The organism is Klebsiella sp. CN_Kp091 (assembly GCF_040065095.1).
GTDB lineage: Bacteria > Pseudomonadota > Gammaproteobacteria > Enterobacterales > Enterobacteriaceae > Klebsiella > Klebsiella aerogenes.
In genome coordinates this window covers 46,564-63,328 of record NZ_JBEAIO010000001.1, presented here as the reverse complement: position 1 = coordinate 63,328, position 16,765 = coordinate 46,564, and the positions used below count along the sequence as shown (strand labels likewise).

At 56.5% G+C, this 16,765-nt stretch carries 20 protein-coding genes; 5 read left to right on the top strand and 15 right to left on the bottom strand.

Features of this window, described 5'->3' with window-relative positions:
- The 4 genes from ABLV17_RS00340 (at position 1) to ABLV17_RS00325 (ending at position 2,493) form a co-directional block, all read left to right on the top strand.
- Positions 1 to 894, top strand: a complete 894-nt coding sequence (locus ABLV17_RS00340; RefSeq protein ID WP_308958768.1) for a TIGR01777 family oxidoreductase — start codon at positions 1 to 3, stop codon at positions 892 to 894.
- A gap of 213 nt (positions 895 to 1,107) precedes the next feature.
- Positions 1,108 to 1,362 (top strand): hypothetical protein, encoded by a 255-nt coding sequence (locus tag ABLV17_RS00335; protein ID WP_348854047.1) that lies wholly within the window; start codon positions 1,108 to 1,110, stop codon positions 1,360 to 1,362.
- A gap of 3 nt (positions 1,363 to 1,365) precedes the next feature.
- A complete protein-coding gene (locus ABLV17_RS00330) occupies positions 1,366 to 1,920 on the top strand; it encodes a DNA-binding protein (RefSeq protein ID WP_308958920.1) in 555 nt (184 codons plus the stop codon).
- A 75-nt stretch (positions 1,921 to 1,995) separates the two neighbouring features.
- The gene (locus tag ABLV17_RS00325) at positions 1,996 to 2,493 is read left to right on the top strand and encodes a GNAT family N-acetyltransferase (RefSeq protein WP_308958919.1); all 498 of its coding nucleotides are present in this window, start codon (positions 1,996 to 1,998) and stop codon (positions 2,491 to 2,493) included.
- 37 nt (positions 2,494 to 2,530) lie between these two features.
- Here the strand turns inward: ABLV17_RS00325 and hisP are convergent, their stop codons facing one another.
- The 5 genes from hisP to argT all read right to left on the bottom strand — a co-directional run bounded on the left by hisP (position 2,531) and on the right by argT (position 6,610).
- Positions 2,531 to 3,304 carry a histidine ABC transporter ATP-binding protein HisP gene (gene hisP / locus ABLV17_RS00320; RefSeq protein ID WP_015365566.1) on the bottom strand — a complete coding sequence of 258 codons (774 nt, stop codon included), beginning with the start codon at positions 3,302 to 3,304 and terminating at the stop codon, positions 2,531 to 2,533.
- Positions 3,305 to 3,311: 7 nt separating this feature from the next.
- A complete protein-coding gene (locus ABLV17_RS00315) occupies positions 3,312 to 4,028 on the bottom strand; it encodes an ABC transporter permease (RefSeq protein ID WP_015365565.1) in 717 nt (238 codons plus the stop codon).
- Positions 4,025 to 4,711: a histidine ABC transporter permease HisQ gene (locus ABLV17_RS00310; RefSeq protein WP_015365564.1), complete on the bottom strand. Its 687-nt coding sequence runs from the start codon at positions 4,709 to 4,711 to the stop codon at positions 4,025 to 4,027. The genes ABLV17_RS00315 and ABLV17_RS00310 overlap by 4 nt, the downstream gene beginning before the upstream one ends.
- A 66-nt stretch (positions 4,712 to 4,777) precedes the next feature.
- On the bottom strand, positions 4,778 to 5,560 hold the full coding sequence (gene hisJ / locus ABLV17_RS00305) for a histidine ABC transporter substrate-binding protein HisJ (protein ID WP_015365563.1): 783 nt from the start codon (positions 5,558 to 5,560) through the stop codon (positions 4,778 to 4,780).
- A 267-nt stretch (positions 5,561 to 5,827) separates the two neighbouring features.
- Positions 5,828 to 6,610 carry a lysine/arginine/ornithine ABC transporter substrate-binding protein ArgT gene (gene argT / locus ABLV17_RS00300; protein ID WP_015365561.1) on the bottom strand — a complete coding sequence of 261 codons (783 nt, stop codon included), beginning with the start codon at positions 6,608 to 6,610 and terminating at the stop codon, positions 5,828 to 5,830.
- Positions 6,611 to 6,659: 49 nt separating this feature from the next.
- Here argT and ABLV17_RS00295 point away from each other — a divergent pair, with 49 nt between their 5' ends.
- The gene (locus tag ABLV17_RS00295) at positions 6,660 to 6,788 is read left to right on the top strand and encodes a hypothetical protein (RefSeq protein WP_308958918.1); all 129 of its coding nucleotides are present in this window, start codon (positions 6,660 to 6,662) and stop codon (positions 6,786 to 6,788) included.
- A 110-nt stretch (positions 6,789 to 6,898) separates the two neighbouring features.
- Here ABLV17_RS00295 and ABLV17_RS00290 read toward each other — a convergent pair whose 3' ends face one another.
- The 10 genes from ABLV17_RS00290 to pdxB all read right to left on the bottom strand — a co-directional run bounded on the left by ABLV17_RS00290 (position 6,899) and on the right by pdxB (position 16,726).
- On the bottom strand, positions 6,899 to 7,471 hold the full coding sequence (locus ABLV17_RS00290) for a UbiX family flavin prenyltransferase (protein WP_087860198.1): 573 nt from the start codon (positions 7,469 to 7,471) through the stop codon (positions 6,899 to 6,901).
- A gap of 125 nt (positions 7,472 to 7,596) precedes the next feature.
- The gene (gene purF / locus ABLV17_RS00285) at positions 7,597 to 9,114 is read right to left on the bottom strand and encodes an amidophosphoribosyltransferase (protein WP_047043320.1); all 1,518 of its coding nucleotides are present in this window, start codon (positions 9,112 to 9,114) and stop codon (positions 7,597 to 7,599) included.
- Positions 9,115 to 9,147: 33 nt separating this feature from the next.
- Positions 9,148 to 9,636, bottom strand: a complete 489-nt coding sequence (cvpA, locus tag ABLV17_RS00280; protein WP_015706172.1) for a colicin V production protein — start codon at positions 9,634 to 9,636, stop codon at positions 9,148 to 9,150.
- 220 nt (positions 9,637 to 9,856) lie between these two features.
- Positions 9,857 to 10,555: a cell division protein DedD gene (gene dedD, locus ABLV17_RS00275; protein WP_045391498.1), complete on the bottom strand. Its 699-nt coding sequence runs from the start codon at positions 10,553 to 10,555 to the stop codon at positions 9,857 to 9,859.
- Complete coding sequence (folC, locus tag ABLV17_RS00270; RefSeq protein ID WP_213316928.1) at positions 10,545 to 11,813, bottom strand: bifunctional tetrahydrofolate synthase/dihydrofolate synthase; 1,269 nt, start codon at positions 11,811 to 11,813, stop codon at positions 10,545 to 10,547. The genes dedD and folC overlap by 11 nt, the downstream gene beginning before the upstream one ends.
- 63 nt (positions 11,814 to 11,876) lie before the next feature.
- On the bottom strand, positions 11,877 to 12,791 hold the full coding sequence (accD, locus tag ABLV17_RS00265) for an acetyl-CoA carboxylase, carboxyltransferase subunit beta (RefSeq protein WP_015365554.1): 915 nt from the start codon (positions 12,789 to 12,791) through the stop codon (positions 11,877 to 11,879).
- Positions 12,792 to 12,990: 199 nt separating this feature from the next.
- A complete protein-coding gene (locus ABLV17_RS00260; RefSeq protein ID WP_087860098.1) occupies positions 12,991 to 13,650 on the bottom strand; it encodes a DedA family protein in 660 nt (219 codons plus the stop codon).
- Positions 13,651 to 13,701: 51 nt separating this feature from the next.
- Positions 13,702 to 14,514, bottom strand: a complete 813-nt coding sequence (truA, locus tag ABLV17_RS00255) for a tRNA pseudouridine(38-40) synthase TruA (RefSeq protein ID WP_015365552.1) — start codon at positions 14,512 to 14,514, stop codon at positions 13,702 to 13,704.
- The gene (locus ABLV17_RS00250) at positions 14,514 to 15,527 is read right to left on the bottom strand and encodes an aspartate-semialdehyde dehydrogenase (RefSeq protein WP_045364476.1); all 1,014 of its coding nucleotides are present in this window, start codon (positions 15,525 to 15,527) and stop codon (positions 14,514 to 14,516) included. Before ABLV17_RS00250 ends, truA begins: the two co-directional genes overlap by 1 nt.
- Before the next feature lie 62 nt (positions 15,528 to 15,589).
- Positions 15,590 to 16,726 carry a 4-phosphoerythronate dehydrogenase PdxB gene (pdxB, locus tag ABLV17_RS00245; protein ID WP_087860097.1) on the bottom strand — a complete coding sequence of 379 codons (1,137 nt, stop codon included), beginning with the start codon at positions 16,724 to 16,726 and terminating at the stop codon, positions 15,590 to 15,592.
- Between the last annotated feature and the right edge of the window lie 39 nt (positions 16,727 to 16,765).

Sequence of the window (16,765 nt, the reverse complement as noted above, 5' to 3'; positions counted from 1 at the left end):
ATGAAAATCCTGATCACGGGCGGTACCGGGCTCATTGGTCGGCATCTTATTCCCAGGCTGCTGGAACTTGGGCACCAGCTCACGGTTTCCACCCGCAACCCTGAACGCGCGAAAGCCCGTCTCGATCCCCGCGTCACGCTGTGGCGCGGTTTCGAGGGGCAAAACAACCTCGATGGCTTTGACGCCGTCATTAACCTTGCCGGTGAACCGATCGCCGATAAGCGCTGGACGGCGGAGCAAAAAGAGCGCCTGTGTCACAGCCGCTGGGACATCACCCGGCAACTGGTCGCGTTATTTAAAGCCAGCGAAACCCCACCGTCAGCGCTGATTAGCGGTTCCGCTACCGGCTATTACGGCGACCTCGGTGAAGTCGTGGTGACCGAGGAAGAGCCGCCGCACAATGAATTTACCCATAAACTTTGCGCCCGCTGGGAGCAAATCGCCTGTGAGGCGCAAAGCGATCGCACGCGCGTGTGCCTGTTGCGCACCGGCGTCGTCTTAGCGCCGCGCGGCGGGATCCTGGCCAAAATGACGCCCGCGTTTAAGCTCGGCCTGGGCGGACCTATCGGCGATGGTCGCCAGTATCTGGCGTGGATCCATATCGATGATATGGTGAACGGTATTCTGTGGCTGCTGGATAACGATCTGCGCGGCCCGTTCAATATGGTCTCGCCCTATCCCGTGCGTAACGAACAGTTTGCCCACGCTCTCGGCCACGCGCTCAATCGCCCGGCGATTTTTCGCGTTCCCGCCGCCGCCATTCGCCTGCTGATGGGGGAATCCTCGGTACTGGTGCTCGGCGGCCAGCGCGCGCTGCCAAAACGCCTGGAAGCCGCTGGCTTTAGCTTTCGCTGGTACGATCTGGAAGAGGCGCTGAACGATGTGTTGGGCTAGGTAGATAAACGGGGAGCAACGGCTCCCCGTTTTCTTCCCTTGGGCGGAAGCCGCCTCGCAAATCGTTAGTTCCTCGTCCTCCTTGCTACGCTTCTTGTGAAGCGCATTCCAACCGCAAAATTCTTCTCCTGCCATAACGTCCTGACGAGGAATATACCCTCAAAAAACGTTGACAACCGTCAACACCCTTTTTATTCTGAGCAGGATTTGACGATGAAGGAACATCCGGACAAACATATCAGGAAGGCGATTGCTACGGCGCTGGCGCGGGGGTGGATATTGCTGCTTGCAGGTAAAAGCGCTCATTGCTTTGGCCGCCTCGTCTGCGGCGTGGCTGAACACCGTGAACATATGATGAGCATTTGGTCGACGCCCGCCGTCCCTGAAAACCACGCCCGGCAAATAATCAGAATGGTCGAACGGTGTCCCATCCCGGCTACCGCGCGCATCACGCATAAGGAACGCTAAACGATGCCGATATTTAATTTTACGCTGACGCTGTCCGGCGTCACCAGTCAAACGTCAGGACTGGAAGATGCGCTCTTTGCCGCAGGCTGTAGCGATGCGCTGGTCTGCTTTTACGGTACCGCGGTCTACCTTGAGTTCGATCGCGAGGGCCAATCGCTGGAGCAGGCGGCGCTGTCCGCCATCCGCGATGTAGAAACCGCCGCGCTGCCAGATATCCGCGTGGAGTCCATCGATTCGACATTGGTCGGGCTGAGCGATATCGCCGAACTTATCGGCGTCTCCCGCCAGGCGATCGCGCTATTAAAAGAGGGCGCTCGCGGCAGCGGGCGCTTTCCCGGCCCCGTACAGCGTGTGAAAGGCAATTCCCCTCTCTGGCGCTGGAAATCCGTCGTTGAATGGTTAGTCGCGGAAAAGCGCATCGCCGCCGATTCGCCGATGGTGGCTAACGCCCAACTGCTGGATAGCCTCAACCTGGCGCTACAGCTTCGCCGTTCACCGGAAAATCACCGCGTGCAGCGCTACCTGCAAAGGCTGAGCGCCACGCCACCCGCAGGCTGATTCGCGAGGGCGAGCATGTTACCCGGCGAAGTATGGTGGTAAAGTAGGCTTTCGTTTTAGCTGATTAATTGCTTTATGACTACGATAACCACGCCCCGCCTGTTGCTTTCCCGCTTCACTCCGGCCGATTGGCCCTTTTTTCTGCGTCTGCGTCAGGATCCTGACGTCATGCGTTACATGGGTGAGGTGTTAAGCGAAACGGCGCTACGCAGCGTGTTTGAATGCCGCTGCGAAGATGCCGGCGTCTTTGTATTGCGCGATTCTGCCGGCACACCGCTGGGAGATATTGGTCTGCGCATCAGTACGAAAAACCCCCACGAGGCCGACGTCGGCTACGCGCTACTGCCGCAAGCGCAGGGTCAGGGCTACGCCAGCGAAGCGCTGCGCGCGATTTGTGATTACGGCTTTACCATCCTTGGCATCAACGCCATTAATGCCTGGGTGCTGGGAGATAACCTGGGGTCGTCGCGGCTGCTGGAAAAGCACGGTTTTGTACGCATTCAGGTGCTGGAAAACGCCTGGCACCTCAACGGCGTGGATTACGATGATTGGATCTACCGGCTGGAACGTTAAGTCATTCCCGGCGAGCAAAGCCGCCGGGAATGAGCGATTACTTCAGTGAACCTTTAAGGAACTGCTGCAGGCGCTGGCTTTTCGGGTTGCCGAATAGCTCGTCGGGATGCCCCTCTTCTTCGATTCTTCCCTGATGGAGGAAAATCACGTGTGAAGAGACGTGGCGGGCAAAGCCCATTTCGTGGGTGACGACCACCATGGTTTTCCCCTCTTCCGCCAGTTTTTGCATAATACGCAACACTTCGCCCACCAGCTCCGGATCCAGTGCCGATGTCGGTTCATCAAACAGCAGTACGTCCGGCTCCATCGCCAGCGCCCGCGCGATGGACACGCGCTGCTGCTGACCGCCGGAAAGATGTACCGGATATTTGATCTGCTGGCGTTCATCGATGCCGACTTTCGCCAGATACTTCACCGCCCGCTCGCGCGCTTCCTGTTTGTTAAGGCCGAGCACCTGAATCGGCGCCTCCATGACGTTTTCCAGTACCGTCATGTGGCTCCACAGGTTGAAGTGCTGGAACACCATCGTCAGTCGCGTGCGCAGCAGACGCAGCTGGTTTTTATCCGCTACCTTCAACTGGCCGTCTTTATCGCGCACCAGGCCAATATTCTGCCCGTTGACGATAATCGTTCCTTCGCTTGGCTTCTCCAGAAAGTTAATGCAGCGCAGGAAGGTACTTTTACCAGAACCCGATGAGCCGATAATACTAATCACGTCTCCGGCCTTCGCTTTCAGCGAGACGCCTTTCAGCACCTCGTGCTCGCCGTAACGTTTATGCAGATCGATAACGCTTAATTTATTGTCGGTCATGGCTTTCTCAGTGCGTCGAAGAAGGTTTGATATGCTGCAACCAGCGCTTTTCCGCCTTGCGGAACAAGCTAATCAGCACATACGAAATAATTAAGTACAGTACCGCGGCGATACCGAAAGCGGTAAACGGCTGATAGGTCGCCGAGTTAATATCGCGCGCGATTTTCAGCAAATCCGGCACCGTGGCGGTAAACGCCAGCGCCGTCGAGTGCAGCATCAGAATGACTTCGTTGCTGTACGCGGGTAACGCAATACGTAGCGCAGAGGGCAAAATAATGCAGCGATACAGCTTAACAGACGAAAAGCCGTAAGCCCGCGCAGCTTCAATCTCGCCCGGCGCCACCGAACGAATCGCCCCGGCAAAAATCTCGGTGGTGTAGGCGCAGGTATTTAAGGTCAATGCCAACACCGTACAGTTCAGGCCGCTGCGGAAAAACGCATTCAATAGATCGCTGCCTTTGACGATTTCCAGCGTATACATCCCGGAGTAAAACACCAGCAGCTGCACGTACAGCGGCGTACCGCGGAAAATATAGGTAAACAGCCAGATCGGAAACTGAATGTATTTATTGCTCGATACGCGCCCGATGGCGAGAAACACCGCGAGGATGCCGCCCATCACCACTGAAGCAATCAACAGCCACAGGGTGATCGCCACGCCGGTAAAACGGTAACCATCGGTCCACAGCAGGGATTTCCAGTACTCCTGAATAATTTCAATCACAGGTCAGCCCTCTTCACACCCACGGAGTAGCGGCGTTCAAGCAGCAGCAGCACACCATTGGAAATCGTGGTAAACACCAGATAGATCGCCCCGCAGACGATAGCGAAATAGAACGGCTGCCAGGTACTTTTGCCCGCCAGCTGCGTTGCCTTCACCACGTCTTCCAGACCGAGCAGCGACACCAGCGCAGTGGCTTTGAGAATCACCTGCCAGTTGTTGCCGATACCGGGCAGCGCATAGCGCATCATCGCCGGAAACAGGATGCGGCGGAACGTCTGCCAGCCGCTGAAGCCAAATGCCGTCGCCGCTTCAATATGGCCTTTCGGCACCGCCAGAAACGCGCCGCGGAAGGTTTCGGTGAAGTACGCGCCATAGATAAAGCCGAGGGTGATAATACCGGCAATCATCGGGTCAATATCAAATTGCGCCATGCCTAATGCATCGGTAATGCTGTTAAGGGCGATCTGCAGCCCATAGAAAATCAGCAGCATCAGCACCAGATCCGGCACCCCGCGGATCAACGTGGTATAGCCTTCAAACACCAGCGCCATAGGCCGGTTGGCGGATAGTTTCGCCCCCGCGCCCACCAGCCCGATAAGGACCGCCAGCACCACCGAGCTAAGCGCCAGCTCAAGGGTGACCAGCGCGCCCTGAAAAATAACCTGTGAGAACCCGTACAGCATGCTGTCTGCCCTGTCTGTCATCGATCGCCGCACGTGAAAACGCGTGCGGCGAGGTACTAACGATGATTAGTCGCCGTACACGTTAAAGTCGAAATATTTCTTCGCCAGCTTGTCGTAAGTGCCGTCTTTACGCATCTCGGCGAAAGCTTTATTTAGCGCCTCACGCAGCTCGGTGTCGTCTTTACGCAGGCCCATGCCGGTACCGACGCCAAATAACTTCTCATCCTTAATGGACGGGCCGCCAAACTGATAATCTTTGCCAATCGGCTGTTTGAGAAAACCTTCGCTGGCGGCGACCTCATCCTGGAACGCAGCGTCAATACGGCCCGCGGTCAGGTCGGAATAGATATTGTCCTGGCCCTGATAGGAGACAATTTCAATGCCTTTCGGCGCCCAATGCTCGTTGCCGTAGGTTTCCTGAGTGGTGCCCTGCAGTACGCCAATGCGCTTGCCTTTCAGCTTGCTCAGGTCTGGCGTAATATCGCTGCCCTTTTTCACCACCAGACGGGAGTCAGCGGCATAAAGTTTGTCGGTGAAGGCAATTTCCTGCTGGCGCTTTTCGGTAATCGACAGCGAGGACATAATCGCATCGATTTTCTTCGCTTTTAACGAGGGGATCAGCGCATCCAGCGGGTTTTCAACGAAGGTACATTGGGTATTAATACGCTTACACAGCTCTTTCGCCAGATCGATGTCAAAACCGATCAATTGCCCCTGCGCATTCTTCGATTCGAACGGCGCATAAGTAGGATCGGTACCAATACGGATTTTCTGTGGAATGGCTGCGAATACCGTGGAAACGCTGGAAAGGGCCAGCGCCAAAGAAAGAGACAACGCCAGTTTTTTCATAATTATCCTCAACAGACTGTCATTCTAACGGGTTTATTAGAAGCACTTACGCCAGTTATCGTGCCATTATTCGCCCTGCCAAGGCAAAGCAAAATGCGCAGGAAAGCAGATTTTTTTGCATCAGAAACGCTTAACTATGCATTTTCTGAACAAAGAAAAACTGCTATCGCCCCATTCTGGTGCAAGCCGTCAACCGCTTGCACCTATCAAGGGCAACAATAACCGCGTCGCAATGGAGCGGCCTGGCATAACCAGACCGCTACAGTCTTAATCGCCGTAGACGTTAAAGTTGAAGTATTTCTTCGCCATTTTGTCGTAGGTGCCGTCTTTACGCATTTCACCCAGCGCTTTGTCGAAAGCGGCTTTCAGCTCGCCATCTTCTTTGCGCAGGCCGATGCCGGTACCATCGCCGAAGTATTTTTTGTCTTTAACGGAAGGACCGGCAAAGGCGTAGTCTTTACCGGCAGGTTGTTTGAGGAAACCTTCACTGGCCGCGACTTCATCCTGCAGCGCCGCATCAAGGCGCCCTGCGGCGAGGTCGGAATAGATCAGATCCTGGTTGGCATAGGCGACAACATCCACGCCCTGGCTGCGCCAGCGTTCGTTGGCATAGGCCTCCTGAGTAGAGCCCTGCAGTACGCCAACATGCTTGCCTTTCAGCGACTCCAGCGTCGGCTGAATCGGCGAGCCTTTTGCCGCGATCAGTCGAGAATCTGCCGCATACAGCTTGTCAGAGAACGCAATCTCCTGCTGGCGTTTTTCGGTAATCGACAGCGACGAGATAATCGCGTCGATTTTCTTCGCTTTCAGCGAGGGGATGAGCGCGTCAAAATCGCTGCCCACCCAGGTGCACTTCACCTTGATACGCGAGCACAGCTCATTGCCCAGATCGATGTCAAAGCCAATAAAGTTGCCCTTCGAATCCTTCGACGAGAAAGGCGCATAGGTGGTATCGGTGCCGATGCGGATACTTTGCGGCAGCGCCGCAGATACGCTGGCGGCGCTGCTGATTCCCATGATTAACGAGAGAGCCAGGATCGTCTTCTTCATAGAAAGCCCTTAAGTGTCGTGATGTTGTTATGTTGTGCGCTGTCTGGTTATGTATGTTGCCGACGGTTCTTGCAGGTTTTATGCCATTTTCCCGGTGCGTGCCGGTAACAGCGTTAAATTTGTTAATGTAAAGTTGCAAGATTGTCTTAAGAGGGAAGATACCAGCATTGGCGGATAAACCGCAGCGGCAAAACGCAAAAAAACAAATTAAATGTCGAGGATTTGATCAGGACAACAAAAATGCACCAGCGGAAGGCAAAGGTAAATAAAATGCACCAAACAGGTGCATCAGGCCCCGCCCTGCCAGCGGGTAAACAGGTCCTGCGGCAGCTCAATATCAAACTGATCGACAACCCGATTAACCGTCTGATTAATCACATCATCCAGCGTCTGCGGACGATGATAGAAGGCCGGCACCGGCGGCATGATCACCGCGCCCATTTCCGCCGCCTGCACCATTAAACGCAGATGCCCCAGGTGGAACGGCGTCTCGCGTACGCAAAGCACCAGCGGGCGGCGCTCTTTTAACACCACGTCCGCCGCGCGGGTCAGCAGACCGTCGGTATAGCTATTGACGATGCCAGAGAGCGTTTTCATCGAGCACGGTAGAATAACCATCCCACTGGTTTTAAACGAGCCGGAGGAGATGCTGGCGGCGATATCGCGCGCGTCGTGTACCACATCGGCCAGCGCCTGCACTTCCCGCAGCGAGTAGTCGGTTTCCAGCGACAGCGTCTGACGTGCAGCCTGGCTCATTATCAGATGGGTCTCGACCCCGGCGACATCACGCAGAACCTGTAGCAAGCGTACGCCGTAAATCGCGCCGCTGGCGCCGGAAATGCCGATAATGAGTCGTTTCACGATGTATTCCTCTTGCGCGTAATGCCGCAGACTTTGCCGGATTATAGTCCCCGACGCAACCTGGCGGGTAAAAATAAAAAGGCCCGCGGTCTTCGAAAGACGGCGGGCCAGCGACAAGGGACCAATTAGCCTTCGTTATGCATCTCTAAGTTTTCAACTTCGGTTTGCAGTTGGACCGCTTTGGCATCGTCGTTACGCAGAGAATCAAGATAATCGAGATACTGTTGGTCAACGTCTTTGGTGACGTACACGCCGTTAAAGACCGAACACTCGAACTGTTGAATGTCCGGGTTCTCAGCGCGTACCGCTTCGATCAGATCGTCCAGATCCTGGAAAATCAGGCCATCAGCGCCGATGATCTGACGGATCTCGTCAACTTCGCGACCGTGGGCGATAAGCTCGTTGGCGGTCGGCATATCGATACCGTAAACGTTCGGGAAGCGAATTTCCGGCGCCGCGGAGGCCAGATACACTTTCTTCGCGCCGGCTTCGCGCGCCATTTCGATAATCTGTTCAGAAGTGGTGCCGCGAACGATAGAGTCATCCACCAGCAGCACGTTCTTATCACGGAATTCGGCGCGGTTGGCGTTCAGCTTACGGCGCACGGATTTACGGCGCAGCTGCTGGCCCGGCATGATAAAGGTACGGCCAACATAGCGGTTTTTGACGAAGCCCTGACGATAGGGTTTATCAAGGATACGAGCAATCTCCAGGGCGATATCGCAGGAGGTTTCCGGGATCGGAATAACGACATCGATATCCAGATCTTCCCACTCACGGGCAATTTTCTCGCCAAGCTTCGTGCCCATGTTCACACGGGCGCTATAGACGGAAATCTTGTCGATAAAGGAGTCCGGACGCGCGAAATAGACGTATTCGAACAGGCATGGGTTGCTGACCGGGTTTTCCGCGCACTGGCGGGTAAACAGCTGGCCTTTCTCGGTGATGTAGACCGCTTCTCCCGGCGCGACGTCGCGCAGAAATTCAAAGCCCAGTGTATCCAGCGCCACGCTTTCGGAGGCGACCATGTACTCGGTGCGGCCATCGCCAATATCGCGCTTGCCGAGCACCAGCGGGCGGATACCGTTCGGGTCGCGGAAGGCGACCATACCGTGGCCGATAATCATCGCCACGCAGGCGTACGCGCCGCGAATCTGGCGGTTCGTCGCGGCAATAGCGGCGAAAATGTTATCGGCTTCCAGCGGGTAATGACGGAAATTATCCAGCTCGCTGGCGAAGATATTGAGCAGAATTTCGGAATCGGAGGTGGTGTTGATGTGGCGGCGTTTTTCTTCAAACAGCTTTTGACGCAGCTCGTGGGCATTGGTCAGGTTGCCATTATGGGCCAACGTAATGCCGTAGGGCGAGTTAACGTAAAAAGGCTGCGCTTCAGAAGCGCTGGAACTGCCTGCCGTTGGGTAACGGACGTGGCCAATCCCCATATTTCCCTGCATACGCTGCATGTGGCGCGCTTCGAACACATCGCTCACCAGTCCGTTAGCTTTACGCAAACGGAAGCAGTTATTTGCATCAATGGTGATGATGCCCGCGGCATCCTGCCCACGATGCTGAAGCACCGTTAACGCGTCATAAATCGACTGGTTTACCGGCATAACACCGGCGATACCGACAATACCGCACATACGTCTTTTCCTCGTTAAGCTACATCCCAACGCTTATGCTTTGGGCAAGAAACTTGACGAGCTCTGCAGATAGTCAAAGAACCATCTGATAACGAAACTGAACTGCGGGATAAGCTCAGACTTTTGCCAGTCTTCACTTTTTGCCATACCGGTGAAGCTATCGAGAAAGAACAGAATAGCGGAGACGATAAGCACGCCGCGCAGGGCGCCAAAACAGATCCCCAACACCCTGTCTGTTCCTGACAGACCGGTTTTCTCTACCAGAGCGCCTATCACATAGTTAACGATAGCGCCGACGATAAGCGTTGCGATAAACAATATCGCGATAGCAATCCCATTTCGGACCAGTTCGTCTTCAAAGCCCGTGAACCAGACAGCCAGGTAAGTGTAGTAATGACTGGCGACAAAGAAGGCACATCCCCATGTCACCAGCGATAACGCTTCACGAACAAAGCCGCGGATAAGGCTAACCAAACAGGAAAAACCAATTACCGCAATAATGGCGTAATCAATCCAGACCATATACATCCCACGATTTTACGCCCTGTCGTCCAGTTCGGGGCGCATTCTAACAGAAAAAGAAAACGTTTGCGTAGGGATTTCCGTGCCCTACAGAAATAAAAATGGCGCTGAAAAAACATTCAACGCCATACTGCCTGACGCCTCTTCAGGGCGTATCCGGCAAGGGTTTCAGCAGGTTAACCCGCCTGCCAGCTCGCCCAATCAGAGCGGATGTCATTTTTTAATTCGGGCTATACCCCATGACCACGCCGCTCAGGCCAGAAATCTGCTGCAGCTCGCCGAGTTGCCCCTTCAGCTTGTCTTTCGACGCATCCGGCCCCACCAGAATACGGGTAATTTTACCCTGAACCGGCGTGGATGGCGATGTCCAGGCTTTAAAGCCCGAGGAACGCAGCTTACCTACGATTTCGTTAACCTTATCGGCATTCTTCAACGCCCCTAACTGCACCACATAGGCTTTTCCGGTCGGCGCCGGAATAGCGGCCTGCTGCTGTTGCGGCTGTGGTTGCGGCTGCGGTTTCGCCGGCGGCGGGGTCTGCGCGACCTGCTGCGGCTGCGGTTTCTCAACCGGCTTCGGCTGTGGTTTCGGCTGCGGCTTGGCGGCCACCACCGGCTCCTGGACTTCATCGAAGCTATTGTTGTTCACAGGGATGCGCGACGGATCCAGCGATGGCGCCGCGGCGTCTCCCGCTCTCACCTCTTCCGCGGCGCCTTCCGGCGGCTGCGAAGGCAGCGCCTGGGTAGCCGCCGGCAGCATATCCGGCTCATCGCGATCGCCCGGCTTCGGCACCAACGGGATCGCCGCAAACTCATCCTGATAATGTTTTTTCTGACCGTCGAGCAGACCCGGGAGAATAATTACCCCCAGCGCTACCAGTACAATCGTCCCGACTAAACGGTTCTGAAACTTACTCGCCACCGATTCTCCCCGCGTCTATCTCTTCCATTACATGCGCTACCGTGTGGAAGGAACCACACACCAGCACCGTATCTTCGGCTTTGGCATCCGCCATAGCGGCATGCCACGCCTGCGCTACGCTGTCATAACGTTGGCCCGCACGCAGATGCGTAATCAGCTGGTCCGCCGTGGCGCCGCGCGGCCCTTCCAGCGGCGCGCAGTACCACGCATCTACTTCAGGCGCCAGATTCGCCAGGGTTCCGGCGATATCTTTATCATGCAGCATACCAATAACCGCCAGTACGCGCCCCGTTTTCGCTAAGGTTTTGAGACGCCCGGCGAGATAAGCCGCCGCATGCGGGTTATGCGCGACATCGAGGATCACCCGCGGCGCGTCGCTGATAATCTGAAAGCGGCCCGGGAGCATGGCGTGATGAATGCCGTCGCGCAGCGCCTGTTCAGCGACGTTAAGCCCGCTGGCGCGCAGCGCCGCCAGCGCCGTCGCGGCGTTCGGCAATGGAACCTGCGGCAACGGTAGCCCTGCCAACTCGCCCTGACCATCGGAAAAGTTCCATGACTGGTCCGTCACGCTATAGCGCCAGTCATGGTCGCGGCGCAGCAGCGTCGCGCCCTTTTCATTCGCCACGTCGGCAATCGTCTGCGGCATATCGGGTTCGCCCACCACCGCCGGTTTACCGGCGCGGAAAATACCGGCTTTTTCACGGCCAATGCTTTCACGATCCGGCCCCAGCCAGTCGGTATGATCCAGCGCGATGCTGGTGACCACCGCCACGTCGGCATCGACGATATTCGTGGCGTCCAGGCGTCCACCGAGGCCCACCTCCAGGATAACCACATCCAGCTGCGCCTGCTTAAACAGCCATAGCGCGGACAGCGTGCCAAATTCAAAATAGCTTAGCGAGATATCGCCGCGCGCCGCTTCGATTTCGGCAAATGAGGCGGTATGCGCCGCTTCCGGCAGCTCGGCGCCCTGAATTCGCACGCGTTCGGTATAGCGCACCAGATGCGGCGAACTATATACGCCAACTTTATAGCCCGCCGCCATCAGCACGGATTCCAGCGTCCGGCAGGTGGTGCCTTTGCCGTTGGTACCCGCCACGGTAAAGACAAACGGCGCCGGTTTTAGTATCGCCATCCGTCCGGCGACTTCGCTCACCCGCGAAAGCCCCAGGTCGATGGCTTTACTGTGCAGATGCTCCAGATAAGAAAGCCACGTAGCCAGGGGCGACGTGGCCTGAGGAATAGGATCTTTTTCCATGATGTCCGCGAAAGTTAACGGTAAAAAAAAGGGCAGCGCCTGTCGGCCCTGCCCTCTGCATTATCAGGCCTCTGGTTCCTGATCCGGTACCGGTGGTACCACCTCGCCTTCGTGAGGCGCATCGGCCTGCGGCGAAGGAAGATTCATCAGTTTCGCCAGGATGCTGGCTAATTTCAGACGCATTTCAGGACGACGGATAATCATGTCGATCGCCCCTTTTTCAATCAGGAACTCACTGCGCTGGAACCCCGGCGGCAGCTTCTCACGCACGGTCTGCTCGATAACGCGAGGACCGGCGAAGCCGATCAGCGCTTTCGGCTCGGCGATATTAAGATCGCCCAGCATCGCGAAACTCGCGGAGACGCCGCCCATGGTCGGGTCGGTCAGTACGGAGATGTACGGTAAACCGCGCTCCTGCATTTTCGCCAGCGCCGCGGAGGTCTTCGCCATCTGCATCAGCGACATCAGCGCTTCCTGCATACGGGCGCCGCCAGAGGCGGAGAAGCAGATCAGCGGGCAGTTATCTTCCAGCGCCTGCTCAACCGCGCGGACGAAACGCGCGCCGACAACGGAACCCATCGAACCGCCCATAAAGGCGAATTCAAACGCCGCCGCCACGACAGGCATGCCGTGCAGGGTGCCTTTCATCACCACCAGCGCGTCTTTCTCGCCGGTCTCTTTCTGTGCAGAGGCCAGACGGTCTTTATACTTTTTCGAATCGCGGAACTTCAGCACATCCTTTGGCTCGAGCTCGCTACCCAGCTCCACGAGAGAACCTTCGTCCAGCAGGCTATGCAGGCGGTTGCGCGCCGACATACGCATGTGGTGATCGCACTTAGGGCAAACCTCCAGGTTGCGCTCCAGCTCTGCGCGGTACAGTACCTGACCGCAGCTGTCGCACTTGGTCCATACACCTTCAGGAATACTTGCCTTACGGGTGGGGGTTATATTGCTTTTAATTCGTTCAATCCAGCTCATTGATAACCTTTCTACCTGAACCTGGTCGATGCCAGTTTTGTCGCAAGGGGCGCATAATGCCACTTTTGCCCCTCACAGACCATGAATGTTGCACATTAAATCATAACATCCCGTAACATGGGATAAAAAAGTGGTCGAACCGCTCACACTTTGCGCGCCGGACATCATAGCAACGCCCGGCGAAAATGCCGCTAAGGGCCTATTTAGCCTGCTTTGCCGCCGCCCGGCGATGGCGAATCACTTCGATAACGCCAGGCAGTACCGACAGGACGATAATGGCCACGATCAGCAGCTTCAGGTTTTCCTGCACGATCGGCAAATCACCGAACAGGTAGCCGGCGTAGGTGAACAGCAGTACCCACAGCAGCGCGCCTACCACGTTGTACGCCGCAAAATGACGATAGGACATGTGGCCCATTCCCGCCACAAACGGCGCAAAGGTTCTGACGATCGGCACAAAACGCGCGAGGATGATGGTTTTGCCGCCGTGGCGTTCATAGAAGGTATGGGTTTTATCGAGATAGCTGCGACGGAAAATCTTTGAGTTCGGATTGCTGAACAGCTTTTCGCCGAACAATCTACCGATGGTATAGTTCAGGGCATCGCCAATAACGGCGGCAATGACCATCAGCGCAACCATCAGGTGTACGTTGAGATCGTTCGTTGGTAGCGCGGAGAGCGCGCCGGCGACGAACAGCAGAGAATCTCCGGGCAGGAACGGCGTCACCACCAGGCCGGTTTCGCAGAACAGAATCAAGAACAGGATGGCGTAAACCCAGACGCCATACTGCGCGACCAGCTCCGCAAGGTGCACATCAATATGCAGGATGAAATCAATCAAAAAATGAATCAGGTCCATATTTGTCTTAGCCTTTAGTGACAACCGCCCCCTGTTACGGGGGCGCTGATATTAGTCCGCCAAAAACAGCGGGCCCATCGGCATCACCGGCAGGTCGAAATGGGCCGGATAATCCACCGACACCAGATACAATCCTTCCGCTTTCGCCGTCGCGGCAGCCAGAGTCCGGTCCTTCGCCGCCAGCAGTTCTGCAATCCAGCTCTCTGGCTGGTTTCCGGCGCCTACTTCCATCAGGCTGCCGACGATGTTCCTTACCATATGATGAACAAAAGCGTTCGCTTTGATATCCACCACCACATAAGCCCCGTGACGGGTCACGTTGATATGCATCACGTTGCGCCACGGCGTGCGCGACTGACATTGCACCGCGCGAAACGAGGTGAAGTCATTCTCGCCAATTAAACACTGCGCGGCGCGATGCATCCGCCCGGCATCCAGAGGGTGGTAATAATGCGTCACCCCCTGACTTAACACCGCCGGGCGCAGGCGGTGATTATAGATGACGTAGCGGTAACGACGGGCCGTCGCGCTGAAGCGGGCGTGAAAATCGTCCGCAACATGCTTCACCCAACGCACGGCGATGTCACCAGGTAAATTCGCATTTACGCCCAGCGTCCACGCGGCGTCTTTACGCTGGGCGCGGGTTTCAAAGTGCACTACCTGGCCGGTACCGTGAACGCCGGCGTCGGTACGCCCGGCGCAGAATACGTGTACCGGTTCGGCCGCTACCTGCGACAGCGCCTTTTCCAGCTTTTCCTGCACGCTGCGCACTTCGTTTTGCCGCTGCCAGCCGTAGTATTTGCTGCCGTCGTACTCGATGCCCAGCGCGATTTTATACACCGGCTGCTGCTGTGGTTCAGACATCAGTACAAATACTCCTGAACCAGTTTCTCGGCGATTTTCACCGCCATCAGCGCGCCGCCAAAGCGGACGTTATCGGCAACCGACCAGAACTGAATCTGCTCGGGCATGCCATAATCGTTATGCACGCAGCCGATGGACAGACGCGCGTTTCCGGAAGCATCGCCGACCTGCGTCGGGAATTCGCCCTCTTCGGAAAGCTCAATATCCTCGCCGCGGGTAAAGGCGTCGCGCGCCTCCTCGGCCGCCAGCGGACGCAGCGCTTCAAAATTCACCATCTGCGCATGGCCATAGAAGACCGGCGATTGCACGACGCTTGCGGAAATCATCAGGCCGTCATCCTGCAGAATTTTGCGCGCTTCATCGACGATACGTCGTTCTTCGCGCACGCTACCTTCGCGATCCGGCAGAATCGGCAGCATGTTGAAAGCCAGCTGGCGACCAAAGAAATCGTCTTCATCAATCGGAATACCGTTCAGCAGTTTCGCGCTCTGCCCCGCCAGCGCATCGACCGCTTTTTTCCCCTGCGCCGAGGCAGACAGCAGGTTGGTAACGGTAATACGCGACAGGCCGCCATCATCGATAAGCGGTTTCAGCGCCGTCAGCAGCTGGCTGGTCAGGCTGTTTGGTACCGCAATCACGTTACGGTTGCGGTAGTCGCCGAGCACGAACGGGTTGACGTCCGGCACCACCAGCGGCACGTCCGGCTCCAGCGCAAACAGGCCGCTAAGATCGATAACCAGACAACCGGCGTTGGTGGCTTCTTCGACATACGCCGCGCTGGCTTCGACGCCCGCGGCGAAGAAGGCCAACTGGGCCTGGGTCCAGTCAAATTCGGCGGCGTCCTGCACGATGACCGATTTGCCACCATAACGCAGATGTTCGCCCGCGCTTTCATTGCGCGCCAGCGCATAAATTTCGCCTACCGGAAACTGGCGTTCAGCAAGGGTTTCAAGCAGGGCTTCGCCTACGGCGCCGGTTGCGCCCAGTACGGCAATATTCCAGCCTTCAGACATGGTGGTGTACTCCAGAAAATAGCGACCCTGCCGGATTATCCAACAGGGGCATTAAGAAGATATTAACGAACAGGATGATGTACGGCATTAAAACCGAGCTGACGCAGCAGCGTCGCTGCTTTTTCATCGCTGCACTGTACGTACAGGGACGACCATTCGCGGCGTTCCTGATAATTTTTGCGCAGCTTGTCGAATTCGCCGGCAATGCCTGCCACTTTACGCAGCGGCGCATCATCGCGGCGCACATCATACACCAAATGAACCAGCCTTTTCAGCGTCGCCTGATCGAGCGGGCCGTGCAGAGTGATGCGGCCAAATTCCGGCGCTGGCAGTAGCGTATCCAGCGCCACCTGCTGCGGATGGCCAATGAACGCGCTATAGGCTTCAAACACCTGAGTGGTGCCGCGCGCTTTGCCTTCAAGGGTATAACCGGCGATATGCGAGGTACCGATATCGACACGCGCCAGCAACTCGGTATTCAGATCCGGTTCGGGTTCCCAGACGTCAAGCACCACGCTCAGCTGCTGCCCGGCCTGCAAGCGCTTGAGCAGCGCCGCGTTATCCACCACCGGGCCACGGCAGGCGTTAATCAGGATAGTCCCCGGCTGCAGGCGGCTAATCAGCGCTTCATCGGCCAGATGCTGCGTTTTATACTGCCCGTCTTTAAACAACGGCGTGTGGAAAGTCAGGATATCCGCCTGTTGCACTAGCTCGTCCAGGGTGCGGAAGTCGCCTTCATCGCCACGATCGGCGCGCGGCGGATCGCAGAGTAATGTTTTAATTCCCAGCGCTTCCAGACGTTTTTGCAAACGCCCGCCAACGTTGCCGACGCCGACGATACCGACGGTACGGTCAGCCAGCGCGAATCCGTCGCGCTCGGCGAGCATCAGCAGCGCCGAGAAAACATACTCCACCACCGCGATCGCATTGCAGCCCGGCGCGGCGGAAAAGCCAATCCCCGCCTGCTGCAGCCACGCTTGATCGACATGATCGGTACCTGCGGTGGCGGTGCCGACAAACTTAATCGCCTTACCGGAGAGCAGCGCTTCATTCACCTTAGTGACGGAACGCACCATCAGCGCGTCGGCGTCGGTTAACGCTTCCTGCGGAATGGGACGACCGGGAACGGCCTGTACGTCTCCCAAACGGCTAAAAAGCTCACGCGCATAGGGCATATTTTCATCAACGAGGATTTTCACGGTTCAGTACCTGTCTGAGAACGAGAGTAAACCGGGGAA

Excerpts from the sequence above, each read along its gene's own strand:
- ABLV17_RS00340 (WP_308958768.1), top strand. The coding sequence starts at position 1 with ATGAAAATCCTGATCACGGGCGGTACCGGGCTCATTGGTCGGCATCTT.
- ABLV17_RS00335 (WP_348854047.1), top strand. The coding sequence starts at position 1,108 with ATGAAGGAACATCCGGACAAACATATCAGGAAGGCGATTGCTACGGCG.
- ABLV17_RS00330 (WP_308958920.1), top strand. The coding sequence starts at position 1,366 with ATGCCGATATTTAATTTTACGCTGACGCTGTCCGGCGTCACCAGTCAA.
- ABLV17_RS00325 (WP_308958919.1), top strand. The coding sequence starts at position 1,996 with ATGACTACGATAACCACGCCCCGCCTGTTGCTTTCCCGCTTCACTCCG.
- hisP (WP_015365566.1), bottom strand. The coding sequence starts at position 3,304 with ATGACCGACAATAAATTAAGCGTTATCGATCTGCATAAACGTTACGGC.
- ABLV17_RS00310 (WP_015365564.1), bottom strand. The coding sequence starts at position 4,711 with ATGCTGTACGGGTTCTCACAGGTTATTTTTCAGGGCGCGCTGGTCACC.
- hisJ (WP_015365563.1), bottom strand. The coding sequence starts at position 5,560 with ATGAAAAAACTGGCGTTGTCTCTTTCTTTGGCGCTGGCCCTTTCCAGC.
- argT (WP_015365561.1), bottom strand. The coding sequence starts at position 6,610 with ATGAAGAAGACGATCCTGGCTCTCTCGTTAATCATGGGAATCAGCAGC.
- ABLV17_RS00295 (WP_308958918.1), top strand. The coding sequence starts at position 6,660 with ATGTATGTTGCCGACGGTTCTTGCAGGTTTTATGCCATTTTCCCGGTG.
- purF (WP_047043320.1), bottom strand. The coding sequence starts at position 9,114 with ATGTGCGGTATTGTCGGTATCGCCGGTGTTATGCCGGTAAACCAGTCG.
- cvpA (WP_015706172.1), bottom strand. The coding sequence starts at position 9,636 with ATGGTCTGGATTGATTACGCCATTATTGCGGTAATTGGTTTTTCCTGT.
- folC (WP_213316928.1), bottom strand. The coding sequence starts at position 11,813 with ATGGAAAAAGATCCTATTCCTCAGGCCACGTCGCCCCTGGCTACGTGG.
- accD (WP_015365554.1), bottom strand. The coding sequence starts at position 12,791 with ATGAGCTGGATTGAACGAATTAAAAGCAATATAACCCCCACCCGTAAG.
- ABLV17_RS00260 (WP_087860098.1), bottom strand. The coding sequence starts at position 13,650 with ATGGACCTGATTCATTTTTTGATTGATTTCATCCTGCATATTGATGTG.
- truA (WP_015365552.1), bottom strand. The coding sequence starts at position 14,514 with ATGTCTGAACCACAGCAGCAGCCGGTGTATAAAATCGCGCTGGGCATC.
- ABLV17_RS00250 (WP_045364476.1), bottom strand. The coding sequence starts at position 15,527 with ATGTCTGAAGGCTGGAATATTGCCGTACTGGGCGCAACCGGCGCCGTA.